We start from the raw sequence: 14782 nt of genomic DNA, 5'->3' as shown, positions 1-14782 counted from the left end.
TGGCGGCCAAGCTACGGGCTTCCCGCGCCGTGCGGGTCATCGCCCGCCGAGCCGCCGCCCCGCATGTCCGCCGTTTCCTCCGAGATTCCCGCCGCGCCCCTGCTGCATCCGCTCGCCGTCGGCGACATGCACCGTCCGCTGGCCTTCGCCAACGGCGAGCACATCGACCTGGCCACCTTCCTCGGCCACGTGCGCGGCCTGGCCGCGGTGCTGCCGGCCGGCCGGCATGCGCTGAACCTGTGCGAGGACCGCTACCGTTTCATGGTCGCGTTCTGCGCGGTGGCGCTGCGCGGGCAGACCTCGCTGCTGCCGTCCTCGCGCGCACCGGCGGTGGTGGCCGAGGTGCAGCGCACCCATGCCGACTGCTATTGCCTGGGCGACCTGGCGCTGGCCGAGCCGCCGCCGCGCTACTGGCAGTTGCCGGACACGCTGCCGTCGCTGGACGGGCCGATGCCGCAGCTGGCCGACGATGCGCTGGTCGCGATCGGCTTCACCTCCGGCAGCACCGGCGCGCCCAAGCCCAATCCCAAGACCTGGGGCAGCTTCCTCACCAGCACCCGCCAGGACCTGCTGGCGCTGGTCGGGCTGTGGCCGGACACCGCAGTGCCGCAGGTGGTGGCGACGGTGCCGCCGCAGCACATGTACGGCATGGAGCTGTCGATCCTGCTGCCGCTGGTGACGCCGCTGGCGGTGCACGCCGGGCGCCCGTTCTTTCCCGAGGACGTGGCACGGGCGCTGGCGCAACTGCCGGCGCCGCGGCTGCTGGTGACCACGCCGGTGCATCTGCGCGCGCTGGTCGAATCCGGCGTCGCCCTGCCGCCGCTGGCCGGCATCGTCTCGGCCACCGCGCCGCTGGCGCAGGAGCTGGCCGCCGCCGCCGAGGCGCGCTTCGGCGGGCAGGTGCGCGAGATGTTCGGCTCCACCGAGACCTGCGTGTTCGCCAGCCGCCGCACCGCCTGCGACCTGCCGTGGACGCCGCTGCCCGGCGTGCGCGTGGCGCCGCAGCCGGACGGCACCCTGGTGCACGCGCCCCATCTGCCGCAGCCGGTGCTGCTGGCCGACCTGATGGAAGTGGACGCCGACGGCCGCTTCCAGGTGCGCGGGCGCCAGGCCGACCTGCTGGAGATCGCCGGCAAGCGCGCCTCGCTGGCCGACCTCACCCGGCGCCTGCTGGCCCTGCCGGGCGTGGTCGACGGCGCGATGCTGCAGCTGGAACCGGAACCCGGTCAGAGCGTTGGCCGCATCGCGGCCGTGGTGGTGGCGCCGACCCTGGACGAGGCCGCCATCCTCGCCGCCCTGCGCCGCGAGCTGGATCCGGTGTTCCTGCCGCGGCGCCTGCGCCTGCTCGACGCCCTGCCGCGCAACGAGACCGGCAAGCTGCCGCGCGATCGCATGCTGGCGCTGTTGGCTGGGGACCGCGACGGCTGAGTCGCGGCCTGGCAGGTTGCACCGCTCACCAGGCCCGGCCGGTGATCGACGCGTCAGGGCTGCGCATGATTGCGCCTGTGTGTTCCCGGCGTCGTTCGCGTTCGAAGCGACGGCGCGCGTCACTCGGACAAGCGTTTCGACACCTCGGCGACGAGGCGCTCCACGTCCACCGGCACGCGCGTATCCACCGTGACGACGGCTCCAAGTCCCACCGGTCCGGCGTACTCGGCAAGCATGTCCGGCGTCAGTTCTTTCAACGGGTGCGCAGCGTGATGCGCGCTGGCCGCCGCGCGTTCCCGAAAACGTCGGGCGGTTTCGTCGGGGCCGCAGTCGCAGTGCACTTCGACGATGACGGCGTCGAGGCTGGCCAGTTTGCCGCGTTCGTACGCGCTGCGGGGCCGGAAATTGGCTTCCAGCACGGCGTGCGGCGCGTGGCGTGCCAGCGACCAGAGCAGTTCCATCGCCGCGCCGCCAATCCGGCGCGATGCGGCGAGATCGCCGCCGCTGTCGCCGAGGGCGTCGGTCAGGGTTTCCTTGATGACATCCTTGCAGAACAACGGAAATCCGAGCCGTGTGGCGAGCGGCACCGCCAAGGTGGTTTTCCCTGCGCCGGGCGCGCCGGACACGATCACGATCTTGCGGGGACTGTCGGACATGGCAGGCCAGTGCGAAGGTCTGGAACGGGCGCCACCGATCACCGGGCGACGCGACTTGGGAATCGGCAAGCGTGTCTGCAAGCGGCGAACCGGGGCAGCCGTGGTGGCCTGCCGTCCTGCATCGCTCGACGCCTGCTCGAACGAACCGCACCGCCGTCGCGGCGATGGCGAGCTGGTGCGTTCAGTTACGCAGGTGCTCAGCCATGCACCCCGTCGATCTCCACCGCCAGTTCGTCGCGGCAGATCACCGCGTGCAGCAGCAGGCGCGGGACGCGGCCGCCGAAGCGGGTATCGAGGGCGGCGGCGACCAGCGGCAGGTCTGCGGGCTCGCGCACGTAGACCTTGAGGCGGGTGCCGTCGCCGAACTGCGGCGGCAGGTCCGGGGCGTGTTCGCGCGCGGCCGCTAGCAGGGCGTCGAAGTTGGCGAAGGTTTCCTCCAGCTGCGCCAGCAACTGGCCCTGGTGCATGGAGGCGTGGCCGACCACGCTGGCGGTGCCGGACAGCAGCAGCGGCATGTCGCTGCCGGCCGGCGGCAGCATGGCGCGGGCGAAGCTGGGCGGTTGCGGGCCGTACTGGCGCGGGTAGCGGTAGGCGCTGACCTGACGCGGGTTCTCCAGCGGGGTGCCGGCCTGCGCGGCGGCCAGCCAGTAGATCTGCATCACCCGCGCGTCGTCGCAACGGCCGACCGCGGTCGCCGCGGGCAGCTGGGTGGCGTCGAAATCGCCCAGCCCGCGCGCGCGGCCGACGCAGAAGCGCCGGTAGCGCTCGCGGTCGCCGCTGCCCAGGGTGATCGCGTCGAGGTAGTTCCAGATGCGCAGCAGGCGCGGGGTGGCGCTGCCGGACACGAAGGCAGTGATCTGCGCGTAGGCGAGCGCGGCGGCTTCCTCGATGTCCAGGTCGACCTGGCGTTCGTCGATCTCGATGACGCCGAACTGCAGGCGGCCGTCGCTGGCCCAGGCGATGTCGCCGTCGCGGCCGCTGTGCACCGGGGCGTCGGTACGCCATACCTCGAGCATGCGCTGACCGTGCGGCTGCAACGGCACGCGCAGGTAGCGTGGGTCGTCGTGATAGGGCGCAGTCTCGCCGAAGCCGAACACCGCCAGCACCCGGTCCTCGCCCAGCAACGGGCTCGGGTCGGTCTCGGCGATGTAGTCCACCTGCAACTGCGGATGGCCCTGCGTGTGGTGCGGAAACTGCAGGTGCGGGCGGCTCATGGGGTGGTGTCTCCGTGCAAGGTGTCGCCGTGGAACTGTTCGCGGGCCTGGCGGCGGCGGTGGCGCCAGGCGCGCCATGCCCGTGGCAGCATCGCCACCGCGGACAGCGCATAGATGGCGCGGAACACGCGCAGGCGGCGCAGCACCGCGCGGTTGTCGAAGACGTCGCCGGCGAGCATCGCCACCACGGCCTGTTCCACCTGCAGCACGTTGCGCGGCTGTGCGAACAGCTCGCGCATGGTCGGCGAGGTGAAGCGGTAGATGAACCACTTGAACTCGTCCAGGCCGCCGCGCAGGTGCCGTTCCAGGCGCCGCTGCAGCCGCGCCTCGCTGGCCGGCTCGCGCAGCACCGCGTCGACCATGGCCGCGCCGCGCTCGGCGCTGTGCATGGCCAGGTACACGCCGGAAGAGAACATCGGGTCGACGAAGGCGTAGGCGTCGCCGAGCATCAGCCAGCGCGGCCCGCTCATGCGCGTGCATTCGTAGGCGTAGTTGCCGGTGGCGTGCACCGGCGCCACGCGCTGCGCGCCGGCCATGCGCTCCACCACGTCCGGATTCAGCGCCAGGGTGCGCAGCAGGAACGCCTCGCTGTCGCAGCCCTGGCGGGTCTTCATGTACTCCGGGTCGCACACCGCGCCGACGCTCATCACATCGTCGGGCAGCGGGATCAGCCACATCCAGCCATGCGCGTGGCGGTAGATGCTGATGTTGCCGGCGTCCTCGCCCGGGCGCCGCGCCACGCCGCGGAAATGGCTGAACAGCGCCGCCGACTGGTGCCGCGGGTTGGACCGCTTGAGCTTGAGCTTGTTGCCGAGGAAGGTGTCGCGGCCGCTGGCGTCGATCAGGTAGCGCGGCCGGTAGTGGCGCACGCCATCGGCGCTGCGCGCCTGCACCGTCGGCGTCTCGCCGTCCAGCTGCACTGCCTCGACCCGGACGCCCTCGTGCACGTCGGCGCCGACTGCGCGCGCATGCGCGAACAGCACGCGGTCGAAGTCGGCGCGCGGCACCTGCAGCGCGAAGTCGGACTGCGCGCCCAGCGCGTGGGCGAAACGGAAGGTGTTGTAGCCGCCGGCATCGTTGGGGAAGTCGGCGCCGAGCTTGAGCACGCCGATCGCCCGCACCTGCTCGAGCACGCCCAGCCGCTGCAGGATCGGCATGTTCATCGGCAGCAGCGATTCGCCGATGTGGAAGCGCGGGTGGTGGTCCTTTTCCAGCACCGTCACCCGCCAGCCGCGTTGCGCCAGGACGATCGCCGCCGCGCAGCCGGCCGGCCCCCCGCCGATCACAAGCACGTCGGGCGTGTCTGCCGCGGCGGCGCTTGCGGTGGGGAGAAGGGAAGCAACAGCGGGGGACGTCATCCTGAGGGAACCTGCGGGCGCAACGGCGGGGCGAAACGGCATGATAGCGTGCTGTTCGCGGGCCGATGGTTGCGCCGCAGCGCCCGATGCACCATCTTGTCGCACCCGTCCTTTCGCCTGGAAGCCCCTGGATGTCTTCGCAAACCGCCGCCGAACGTGAACTGGCCGAGCTGCTGGTCGAGAGCCTGAACCTGGAAGACGTCCAGCCCGGCGACATCGATCCGGAGGCGCCGCTGTTCAATACCGGCCTGGGGCTGGACTCGATCGACGCTCTGGAACTGGCGCTGGCGATCAGCAAGCGCTACGGCTTCCAACTGCGCTCGGACAACGACGAGAACCGCCGCATCTTCGCCTCGCTGCGCGCGCTGTCGGCGCATGTCGAAGCCAACAAGACCAGCTGAGCCGGCCGACGCCGCGCCCTGGGCGCTGGCCCTGGGCGTGCTGCTGGCGCTGGCCTACTCGCCGCTGGCGCACTGGGCCAACGCCGTGCACCGCCCGGATCTGGCGGTGCTGGCCGGGGCGGCGCTGGTGCTGATGGTGCTGGTGGAGCCGATGGCGCGCTGGCGGCCCTGGGCCTGGGCGTTGGCCATCGCCGCGACGGCGGCGCTGGTGCCGCTGTGGCGCTCGCCGCACGCCCTGCTGCTGCTGGCCGCGCCGCCGGTGCTGTTCACCGCCTGGGTGGCCTGGTTCTTCGGGCGCAGCCTGCAGCGCGGGCGCACGCCGCTGATCACCCGCATCGTCGAGGCCCTGTACCGGCAGGCCGGCATGCCGATCACCCCGGAGCAGTTGCGCTACACCCGCCGCCTGACCTTGGCCTGGACCCTGCTGCTGGTGGGGCTGACCCTGCTCAACCTGCTGCTGGCGCTGTGCGCCCAGCCCAGCGGGGTGCTGGCGCAGTTGGGCCTGGCCGCGCCGCTGCCGATCAGCGATGCGCGCGCCTCGCTGTTCGCCAACCTGCTGGGCTACGGGGTCATCGGCGGCTTCTTCGTCGGCGAGTACCTGATGCGCGGGCGCTGGTTTCCGCAGCGTCCCTACCGTAATCTGCCCGACTTCCTGCACCAGCTGGCGCGGCTGGGGCCGGTTTTTTGGCGCGATCTATTGCGCTGACGCGCGAAGTGCAGGGGATGCAAGGGTCGTGCAGATCATCAAGGAAAACACCAAGTTGCCGCAGGCAGGGATGCCCTCGCGCATGGCCTGGGCCGTGTGGAACACCCTGCAGCTGGTATTCACCCTGGCGTTCACCGCGCTGGGCATCGTCGTCGCGCTGGTCCTGCTATGGCTGACCGGGCCGCGCCTGCCGTTGCGCATGGGCGCGCGCTTCTGGGCGCCGGTGCTGCTGTTCGGCGCCGGGGCGCGGCTGCAGGTGGAGGGCCAGGAGCGGGTGGACTGGTCGCGCAACCACCTGTTCGTCAGCAACCACCAGTCGATCATCGACATCTGCGCGCTGTTCATGGCGCTGCCGGTGCCGCTGCGCTTCCTGCTCAAGGACGAGATGCTGAAGGTGCCGTTCGTGAACTGGTATGCGCGTGCGACCGGCATGCTCTTCCTGGACCGCGACAGCCGCCGCGCCGGGGCGATGATGCGGCGCGAGGCGGCGGCGCTGCTGCGCCGCGGCCAGGACCTGTGCCTGTTCCCGGAAGGCACCCGCAGCCGCAGCGGCGCACTGGCCGACTTCAAGGCCGGGCTGCTGCAGGCCGCGATCGACGCGGGGGTGGATGTGGTGCCGGTGGCGCTGGATGGGGCGGGCAAGGTGCTGCCGCCGACCAGCCTGTTCCGGGTCCGGCCCGGCGTCATCCGGGTGCGGATCGGCGTGCCGATCCGGGTGAACGGCGAGGATGGCCCGCTGAACCGCCAGGAATTGACCCAGCGCGCGCACCAGGCCGTCCGTGCGATGCTCGAACCCAGGATATGAGTCGCCCGTATGCAATTCGTCGTACCGCATGATCATCCCAGCCTGCCCGGCCACTTCCCGGGCCGCCCGGTGGTGCCCGGCGTCGTGGTGCTGGACCACGTGCTGCAGGCCCTCGAGGCGGCGCACGGCGCGCGCGCGCCGCTGCGCCTGCCGCAGGTGAAGTTCGTGCAGCCGCTGTTTCCCGGCCAGCCGGCGCGGGTGGAACTGGACGGCGCCGCGCCGCGCTGGCGCTTCCGCGTGCTGCGCGGCGAGGACCTGCTGGTCAGTGGCGAACTCAACGCCGAGGCGGCGCCGTGAGCGCCGGCTGGAAGCAGCGCCCGGAAGGCGGCGGCCGCTTCGCCCTGTGGCTGATCCGCAGCATCGCCCGCTACGGCGGCCGCGCCGTCGGGCGCCTGCTGCTGTATCCGATCACCCTGTACTTCCTGCTGGTGCGCGGCCCGGAGCGGCGCGATTCACGGCACTACCTCAGCCGCGTGTTCGACCGCCCGGCCACCTTGCTGGAGGTGGCGCGGCACATCCACACCTTCGCCTCGACCATCCTCGACCGGGTGTTCATGCTGTGCGGGCAGATGCACCGGTTCCGGGTGGACATCCGCGGCCTGGACCAGTTGCACACGCAGATGGACCGCGGCCGCGGCGTGCTGATCTTCGGTTCGCACCTGGGCAGCTTCGACGCGCTGCGGGTGCTGGCCACCGAGCGCCCGGACGTGCAGGTTAAGGTAGTGCTGGACAAGGCGCACAATCCGGCGATGACCGACCTGCTGGGCGCGCTGAACCCGCAGCTGGCCGCCAACATCATCGACGCCGGCATGGACAGCACCTCGATCGTCATGGCGATCAAGCAGGCCGCCGACGAGGGCGCGCTGGTCGCGCTGCTGGTGGACCGGCCACGCCCGGAGGATCCGGCGTTGCCGGCCGCGTTCATCGGCCAGGGCGCGCTGTTCCCGACCTCGCCGTGGCTGATCGCCGCCGCGCTCAAGGTGCCGGTGGTGCTGGCGTTCGGCCTGTACCGCGGCGGCAACCGCTACGAGCTGGTGTTCGAGACCTTCAGCGAAGGCCTGGACCTGCCGCGCCGGCAGCGCGCGCCGGTGCTGGCCGCGCTCATCCGCGATTACGCCGCCAGGCTGGAGCATTACACCCGCTCCGCGCCCTACAACTGGTTCAACTTCTACGACTTCTGGAACAACCGCCATGCCGATGCGCCGCACCTTGCCGTGGATGCTGATACTGCTGTGCAGCGCCGCACCGCTGTGCGCCGCATCGCCTGAGGCGCCGGACGCCGACTGGATCCTGCAGAAGCTGGCGCGGCCGGCGCCGGTCAGCACCGCTTTCGTCGAACTGCGCGGCTCGGCGCTGCTGAAGACCCCGCTGCGCGTGCAGGGCGAGTACCGCCGCCCGGACGCGCAGACCCTGGTGCGCGAGGTCACCGCGCCGTACCACGAGACCACCACCCTGCGCGGCGGCGAAGCCACGCTGGAGCGCGACGGCAAGCCGCCGCGGCGCTTCTCGCTGGCGCGGGTGCCGGAACTGGCCGGCCTGCAGAGCGGCTTCGGCGCGCTGCTGTCCGGCGACCGCGCGCTGCTGCAGCAGCAGTACACCATCGGCAGCACCGGCACCCGCGAACGCTGGCAACTGGAGCTGCAGCCCAAGGACCCGGCCGTGGCCGCGCACGTGCGCAGCCTGCGCCTGTACGGCCGTGGCGCCGAACTGCGCTGCATCGAGACCATCCCGGCCAAGGGCGATGTCCAGCGCACCCTGCTGGCCGGTGCTGCGCAGGCTGCCGGTACACTCGTCGACGGGGCTGCACTGACCGCGCTGTGCCACGGCGACGCGGCGTGAACCACGCATCAGGTGATGGGCGCCGGCAGCGCGCTGCCGGGCTGACGGCTGCGCGTGCCGCCGCTGATCGCGCAGGACGGGCATGCATGGGAACGCGGCAATGAAGCGTGCCCTCAGTTCGAAGATGCGCATCTCGCTGGCGCTGCTATGGCTGGCGCTGCTGACCGTGGCCGGGATCTGGCTGGGCAATGCGCTGCAGGTGTCGGGGGACTTGCGCAAGTTCATGCCGGAAGCCCGCACCCCCGCGCAAAAACTCCTGCTCGACGAACTCGGCGAAGGCCCTGGCTCGCGGCTGCTGCTGATGTCGCTGTCCGGGGCCGATCCGGCCACGCTGGCGCAGCAATCGCAGGCGCTGCACGCCGAACTGGTCGCGCAACACGATGTGTTCGAACTGGTCGCCAATGGCGCCGATGCCGGCCTGGACGCGATCCCCGCGCGCCTGCTGCCGTACCGCTACCTGCTCAGCGACAGCTTCGACGCCAGGCCGCTGGATGCGCCGACCCTGCGCGATGCGCTGCAGGCGCGGCTGCAGGACCTGGGCTCGCCGGCGGCGGCGATGGTGGAGCCGCTGCTGCCGCGCGACCCGACCCTGGAGGTGCTGCACCTGGCCGAGAGCCTGCAGCCGGCCGGCGGCCCGCAGCAGCGCGAGGGCGTCTGGTTCGACCGCGCCGGCAAGGACGCGCTGCTGGTGGCGCAGACCCGCGCCGCCGGCTTCGATCCCACCGGCCAGCAGCGTGCGGTGGACGCGATCCATGCCGCCTTCGCCAAGGTCTCCGCGGGTAGCGCGAGCAAGCTGACCCTGACCGGTCCGGGCGCGTTCTCGGTGGAGATCGGCGGGCGCACCCAGAACGAGGCGCAGTGGATCGGCACCCTGGATACGGTGGGGCTGATCGTGCTGCTGCTGGTCGCCTACCGCAGCTGGAAGATCCCGGTGCTGGGCGTGCTGCCGCTGGCCAGCGCCGGCCTGGCCGGGCTCGGTGCGGTGGCGCTGCTGTTCGATGGCGTGCACGGCATCACCGTGGCGTTCGGCTTCACCCTGATCGGCGTGGTCCAGGACTATCCGATCCACCTGTTCAGCCACCAGCGCCCGGGCCTGGATCCGCGCGAGAACGCGCGCCATCTGTGGCCGACCCTGGCCACCGGTGTGGTCTCCACCTGCATCGCCTACGTCACCTTCCTGTTCTCCGGCGTGGACGGCCTGCGCCAGCTGGCGGTGTTCACCATCGCTGGCCTGCTGGTGGCGGCGCTGACCACGCGCCTGTTGCTGCCGGCGCTGATCGATCCCTCGCCGCGCGACCATGCCGATTCGCCGATGCTGGAGCGGCTGTGGCGCGGCATCGCGCGGCTGCCGCGGCCGCGCTGGTCGCTGCTGCCGCTGGCCCTGCTGGCGGCCGCGATCATCGTGTTCGCGCCGGGGCCGTTCTGGCAGAACGACCTGTCCAAGCTGACCCCGGTGCCGGCCGATGGCCTGGCCCGCGACGCGCACCTGCGCCAGGAACTGGGCGCGCCCGACGTGCGCTACGTGCTGGCCCTGCCGGCCGCGTCCGCCGACGCGGCGCTGGTCGCCTCCGAACGCCTGCGCCCGCGCTTGGACGCGTTGGTGGCGCAGGGCGAGCTGGCCGGCTACGACATGGCCGCGCGCTACCTGCCCAGCGCCGCCACCCAGCGCCGGCGCCAGGCCGCCTTGCCCGATCCGGCGCAGGCGCAGGCGATCACCGCCGCCGCGGTGGCCGCCACGCCGTTCCGCGCCGACGCCTTTGCGCCGTTCCTGGCCGACCTGCAGGTCGCGCGCACGGCGCCGCTGCTGACCGCGCGCGCGCTGCATGGCACGCCGCTGGCGACCCCCGTCGGTGGCCTGCTGCTGGAGCGACCGGATCGCACCACCGCACTGGTGTCGCTGACCGGGCTGCGCGATCCGGCGCAGCTGGCGCGCGCGGTGCAGGGCAGCGGTGCGCAACTGCTGGACCTCAAGGATGCCTCCGAATCGCTGGTCGCCGCCTACCGCGGCCGTGTGCTGGCCGCGCTGGGCGTGGCCGCGGTGCTGCTGGCGCTGACCGTGGCGATCGCCTTGCGCACGCCGCGGCGGATCGTGCGCGTGCTGCTGCCGATGGCGCTGACCACGCTGCTGATCCTGGCGATCCTGCGCGGCTGCGGCGTCGAACTGAACCTGTTCCACCTGATCGCGCTGATCCTGGCCGCCGGGCTGGGCCTGGACTACGCGCTGTTCTTCGACCACGCCGGCGACGATCGCGCCGACCAGTTGCGGACCCTGCATGCGCTGATCGTGTGCAGCCTGATGACCTTGCTGGTGTTTGCGCTGCTGGCCGCTTCCAGCATCCCGGTGTTGCGCGCGATCGGCAGCACCGTGGCGTTGGGCGTGCTGTTCAATTTCGTGCTGGCGCTGCTGATTTCGCGCGAGACCGCCAGCGAAGCCGAGGAGACCCGCCATGCACACTGAGCCATTGCACGGACGCGACGCCATCGCCGCCCTCGTCCCGCACCAGGGCCTGATGTGCCTGTGGGAGGAGGTGGTGGCCTGGGACGCGCAGCGCGTGCGGCTGCGCAGCGGCGCGCATCGCCAGGCCACGCATCCGCTACGCAGCGGCGAACGCCTGCGCGCGTTGCACCTGTGCGAGTACGGCGCGCAGGCGATGGCGGTGCACGGCGGCCTGCTCGGCCGTGCCGCCGGCACGCCGGTGCGGCCGGGCATGCTGGTGGCGCTGCGCGGGGTGCAATTGCACGTCAGCGAGCTGCAGGACCTGGCCGGGCCGATCGAAGGCGAGGCCGAGGTGCTGCTGCAGGCCGACGACAGCCAGCAGTACGCCTTCCGCATCACCCATGCCGGGCAACTGCTGGCCGAGGGCCGCGCCACGGTGGTGCTGGGCGCGGCCGGCTGAGCCGGCGCCTGCCGCCGGCGTCAGGGCGCCGCAGCACGGGTGTGGCAAGGTAGCGCCACGTCGATCGCGACGGGATGGGAACAACGGAGCTTGTTGATGCGGTCCATCGAAACCTTCCATGCCGCCGCGTTCCTGGACACGGTGGTCAGCCTGGTGGCGGCATTCCTGCTCGGCACCCTGATCGGCGCCGAACGCCAGTACCGCCAGCGCACCGCCGGCCTGCGCACCAACGTGCTGGTGGCGCTGGGCGCGGCGGCGTTCGTCGATCTGGGCATGAGCATCGCCGGCAGCGCCGAGGCGGTGCGGGTGATCTCCTACGTGGTCTCCGGCATCGGCTTCCTCGGCGCCGGCGTGATCATGAAGGAGGGCATGAACGTGCGCGGGCTCAACACCGCCGCCACGCTGTGGTGTTCGGGCGCGGTCGGCTGCTGCGCCGGCGCGGACATGCTGGCCGAGGCCGCGCTGCTCACGGTCATGGTGATCGGCGGCAACACCCTGCTGCGGCCGCTGGTCAACGCGATCAACCGCATCCCAATCACCGCCCAAGCCACCGAGATGCACTATGCGGTGCGCCTCACCGTGGCGACCTCCGCCGTGCCCGAACTGCGCGAGCGCCTGGTCGAGGAACTGGAGGCGGCCCACTACCCGGTGAGCGCGGTGGACCTGATCGAGCGCGGCGACGAGCAGACCGAGCTGGTGGCCTCGCTGGTCAGCAGCGCGGCGCATCCGGACGAACTGGATGCGGTGATCGCGCGGCTGGAACGCAAGGGCGAGGTCGTGCACGGCACCTGGGAAACCAGCACCCGCGACTGAGTCGAACGGCCGCGGGGCGGCCGCAGGCGCTGGCTGTACCGGTGCGACATCGCGATCGATGCGCGCAGCGCCGCAGCGCCGCCGTCGGCTGCGGCAGCGAGTCCGCATGGCGCAACGCGTCCGGGTTTGCTCTACGATGGCGGCCCCTTGTCGGCGGCCGACGCCGGCCGCCAGCGGAGCCTTGCCGATGACAGCTTCCTCTTCCCCGCGTCGTGCCCTGGTCACCGGCGGCAGCGGCGATCTCGGTGGCGCGATCTGCCACGCCCTGGCCGCGCAGGGCCTGCACGTGATCGTGCACGCCAATGCCAACGTCGCGCGGGCCGCGGCGGTGGTGGAGGCGATCGTTGCCGCCGGCGGCAGCGCCGAGGCGGTGGCGTTCGACGTGGCCGACGCGCAGGCCAGCGCGCAGGCGCTGGCGACGTTGCTGGAGGCCGGGCCGATCCAGGTGCTGGTCAACAACGCCGGCATCCACGACGACGCGCCGATGGCGGGCATGACCGCGGCGCAGTGGCACACCGTCATCGACGTGTCGTTGCACGGCTTCTTCCATGTCACCCAGCCGCTGCTGCTGCCGATGGCGCGCACGCGTTGGGGCCGCATCGTCAGCGTGTCCTCGGTGGCGGCGGTGCTGGGCAACCGCGGGCAGACCAACTACGCCGCGGCCAAGGCCGCGCTGCACGGCGCCAGCATGTCGCTGGCGCGGGAAATGGCCAGCCGCGGCATCAGCGTCAACGTGGTCGCGCCGGGCGTGATCCAGGGCGCGATGGCCGAGAGCGCGTTCCCGCCGGAGACGATCAAGCAGATGGTCCCCGCCGGGCGCACCGGCAAGCCGGAGGAAGTGGCCGCGCTGGTCGCCTTCCTGTGCTCGGACGCGGCCGCCTACATCAACGGCCAGGTCATCGGCATCAACGGCGGCATGGGCTGACCGCGCCAAAGACGACGCGGCCGTCGCGCCGCCACGCCGGCGGCGCAACGGCGGTCGGCGCTCAGCGGCAGACGAAGCTGGACGCCGCCTCCACGTCGCCGCCGACGTAGCGCGCCACCTGCGGATACGGACACAGCGGCCGGCTGCGCTGGCTGCTCCAACTGGCCGGCACCTCGTTGTTGGGCGCGGCGCTGCCGCTGCCGCGTGCGTTGGCGACGATCGCAGTCGGCGCCTGGCCCTGCTCGACCCAGGCCACCAGCGGGGTCAGCGCATCGAACTGGTCGGTGGCCGGTCCGCCGGCGCAATGGGCCATCGCCGGCACCGCGAACAGGCGCGCGTAGCTGGCGGCGTCGGCATCGGCCGTGCGCAGGCGGTCGTACCAGGCCGCGGTGTCGGCGAAGGAGAAGATGCCGTCGCCGGTGCCGTGGTAGATCAGCAGCTTGCCGCCGCGCGCCTTCAGCGTGGTCAGCCGGGTCTCGTTCGGCGGGGTCATGTACGACCAGGCGGATTCGCGAAAGGCGCCGGACGTGGCGAAGATCTTCGGCGCGTCGCGGTCCATGTCGAACTGCAGCGCGTACCGCTTCAGGTCTTGCAGCATCGCCGGGTCCTCCGGCGGGGTGACGAAGCCGAAGGCCACCGATCCGGGCACCAGGGTCAGCGAGGCGTCCTGCCGCCAGCCGGCCCAGTCGCCGCTGGCGATGCCCGGGTCGTAGGGGAAGGGTGCGTACAGCGGCGTTCCGGCGCTGTTGCGCACGCCGGCGTGGATGGCGACCAGCGCGCGCTTCTGCGCCAGAGTCAGGCATTGGCCGGTGCGCCCGGCGCTGCCGCAGGTGGCGACGTCGCGGTTCAGGTCGAAGCGGCGCTGGCAGGCGAGCACGTCCTGCACCATGCCGTCGCGCACGCCGTCCAGCGCATCGCAGGTGGCGACGATGCGCTCGGCCACCAGGCTGCGCTCGGCCGCGTTCAGGCCGCTGCGCGTGTCGCTGCCGCCGGCCAGCGCCGCCAATTGTTGGGCCGCGGCCAGGTCCGCGATCGCCGCCTTGGGCAGGTGGAAACCGGGGTCGCCGACCAGGATGCCGTCGTAGTCCTGCGCATCGCGCGCGGCGGCGACCATGCCGTGGCGGCCGCCGTTGGAGCAGCCGCCGAAGTAGCTGTAGTCCGGCGCCTTGCCGTAGGCGATCTGCACCACGCGCTTGGCCATCGGGGTCAGCGCCTGCACCGCCTGGTAGCCGTAGTCCAGCCGCGCCTGCGGATCGCGGCCGAACAGCGGGTTCTGCGCATTGCTGTGCCCGGCGTCGGAACTGATGACCGCAAAGCCCATGCGCAGCGGGTTATCGCGCTGGCCGCCGCCGCCGATGTCGCCGAGCGCGGGGACCACGTTGCCGTCCAGGCCGCCATTGGCCTGGTAGAAGAAGCGTCCGTTCCATGCGACCGGCAGGCGCATCTCGAAGCCGATCGCATAGGACTGGCCGTCCGTGCCGACGCGTTCGTGCATCAGCCCGGTGATCTGGCAATGCGCGCCGATCGGTTGGCCGCCTACCTGCAGGGCGCCGGCGGCCACGCTGCGCACCGCGGTGAAGCGGGTGCCGGGATAGGCGAGCCGGCCCGCCAGCGCGTCGCACGACTGCTGCAGCGGTGCCGGCGACGCCGGAGCACGCTCGGTCGTCTGCGCGTGTGCGGTGGAAGCGGTGGCCAGAGCGGCCAGGGGAAGGGCCAAGGCGAGCAGCGTGGAGCGCATGC

15 protein-coding genes are annotated in these 14782 nt (G+C 72.1%); 11 read left to right on the top strand and 4 right to left on the bottom strand.

Translation table 11 applies throughout. The features are described 5' to 3' along the window. The first annotated feature begins 63 nt into the window (after positions 1–63). On the top strand, positions 64–1428 hold the full coding sequence (locus GGR64_RS08530) for an AMP-binding protein (protein WP_184645120.1): 1365 nt from the start codon (positions 64–66) through the stop codon (positions 1426–1428). A 119-nt stretch (positions 1429–1547) separates the two neighbouring features. Here GGR64_RS08530 and GGR64_RS08525 read toward each other — a convergent pair whose 3' ends face one another. From GGR64_RS08525 to GGR64_RS08515, 3 genes are all read right to left on the bottom strand, one after another. Continuing rightward, complete coding sequence (locus GGR64_RS08525) at positions 1548–2084, bottom strand: AAA family ATPase (protein WP_184645118.1); 537 nt, start codon at positions 2082–2084, stop codon at positions 1548–1550. 197 nt (positions 2085–2281) lie between these two features. Continuing rightward, entirely contained in the window at positions 2282–3298 is a 1017-nt protein-coding gene (locus tag GGR64_RS08520) for a pteridine-dependent deoxygenase (protein WP_184645116.1), read from the bottom strand. Further along, positions 3295–4656, bottom strand: a complete 1362-nt coding sequence (locus tag GGR64_RS08515) for an NAD(P)/FAD-dependent oxidoreductase (protein ID WP_184645114.1) — start codon at positions 4654–4656, stop codon at positions 3295–3297. The genes GGR64_RS08520 and GGR64_RS08515 overlap by 4 nt, the downstream gene beginning before the upstream one ends. Before the next feature lie 131 nt (positions 4657–4787). Between GGR64_RS08515 and xanC the strand changes: the two genes are divergently transcribed. From xanC to fabG, 10 genes are all read left to right on the top strand, one after another. Continuing rightward, the gene (xanC, locus tag GGR64_RS08510) at positions 4788–5057 is read left to right on the top strand and encodes a xanthomonadin biosynthesis acyl carrier protein XanC (protein WP_003470209.1); all 270 of its coding nucleotides are present in this window, start codon (positions 4788–4790) and stop codon (positions 5055–5057) included. After that, positions 5032–5763, top strand: a complete 732-nt coding sequence (locus tag GGR64_RS08505; protein WP_184645113.1) for a ketosynthase — start codon at positions 5032–5034, stop codon at positions 5761–5763. Before xanC ends, GGR64_RS08505 begins: the two co-directional genes overlap by 26 nt. A gap of 55 nt (positions 5764–5818) precedes the next feature. Next, a complete protein-coding gene (locus GGR64_RS08500; RefSeq protein ID WP_184645262.1) occupies positions 5819–6568 on the top strand; it encodes a lysophospholipid acyltransferase family protein in 750 nt (249 codons plus the stop codon). A 9-nt stretch (positions 6569–6577) separates the two neighbouring features. Then, positions 6578–6865, top strand: a complete 288-nt coding sequence (locus GGR64_RS08495) for a hypothetical protein (protein WP_184645111.1) — start codon at positions 6578–6580, stop codon at positions 6863–6865. Beyond that, a complete protein-coding gene (locus tag GGR64_RS08490; RefSeq protein ID WP_160970505.1) occupies positions 6862–7836 on the top strand; it encodes an acyltransferase in 975 nt (324 codons plus the stop codon). Before GGR64_RS08495 ends, GGR64_RS08490 begins: the two co-directional genes overlap by 4 nt. Next, positions 7760–8407 (top strand): LolA-related protein, encoded by a 648-nt coding sequence (locus GGR64_RS08485; protein ID WP_326520318.1) that lies wholly within the window; start codon positions 7760–7762, stop codon positions 8405–8407. The genes GGR64_RS08490 and GGR64_RS08485 overlap by 77 nt, the downstream gene beginning before the upstream one ends. Positions 8408–8507: 100 nt before the next feature. Next, on the top strand, positions 8508–10865 hold the full coding sequence (locus GGR64_RS08480) for an MMPL family transporter (protein WP_184448958.1): 2358 nt from the start codon (positions 8508–8510) through the stop codon (positions 10863–10865). Positions 10866–10869: 4 nt separating this feature from the next. Continuing rightward, positions 10870–11304, top strand: coding sequence for a phosphotransferase (locus GGR64_RS08475; RefSeq protein ID WP_184449021.1), 435 nt, complete (start codon positions 10870–10872; stop codon positions 11302–11304). Between the two features lie 96 nt (positions 11305–11400). Continuing rightward, a complete protein-coding gene (locus GGR64_RS08470; protein ID WP_184645109.1) occupies positions 11401–12117 on the top strand; it encodes an MgtC/SapB family protein in 717 nt (238 codons plus the stop codon). A 187-nt stretch (positions 12118–12304) separates the two neighbouring features. Beyond that, positions 12305–13042 (top strand): 3-oxoacyl-ACP reductase FabG, encoded by a 738-nt coding sequence (gene fabG / locus GGR64_RS08465; protein ID WP_184645107.1) that lies wholly within the window; start codon positions 12305–12307, stop codon positions 13040–13042. 61 nt (positions 13043–13103) lie between these two features. On the opposite strand, the gene GGR64_RS08460 is transcribed toward fabG, so the two are convergent. Further along, positions 13104–14780, bottom strand: a complete 1677-nt coding sequence (locus tag GGR64_RS08460; RefSeq protein WP_184645105.1) for a tannase/feruloyl esterase family alpha/beta hydrolase — start codon at positions 14778–14780, stop codon at positions 13104–13106. Positions 14781–14782: the final 2 nt, after the last annotated feature.

Source organism: Xanthomonas sp. 3307 (genome assembly GCF_014199735.1).
Classification (GTDB): Bacteria; Pseudomonadota; Gammaproteobacteria; order Xanthomonadales; family Xanthomonadaceae; genus Xanthomonas_A; species Xanthomonas_A rydalmerensis.
This window is presented reverse-complemented; position numbering and strand designations above follow the sequence as displayed.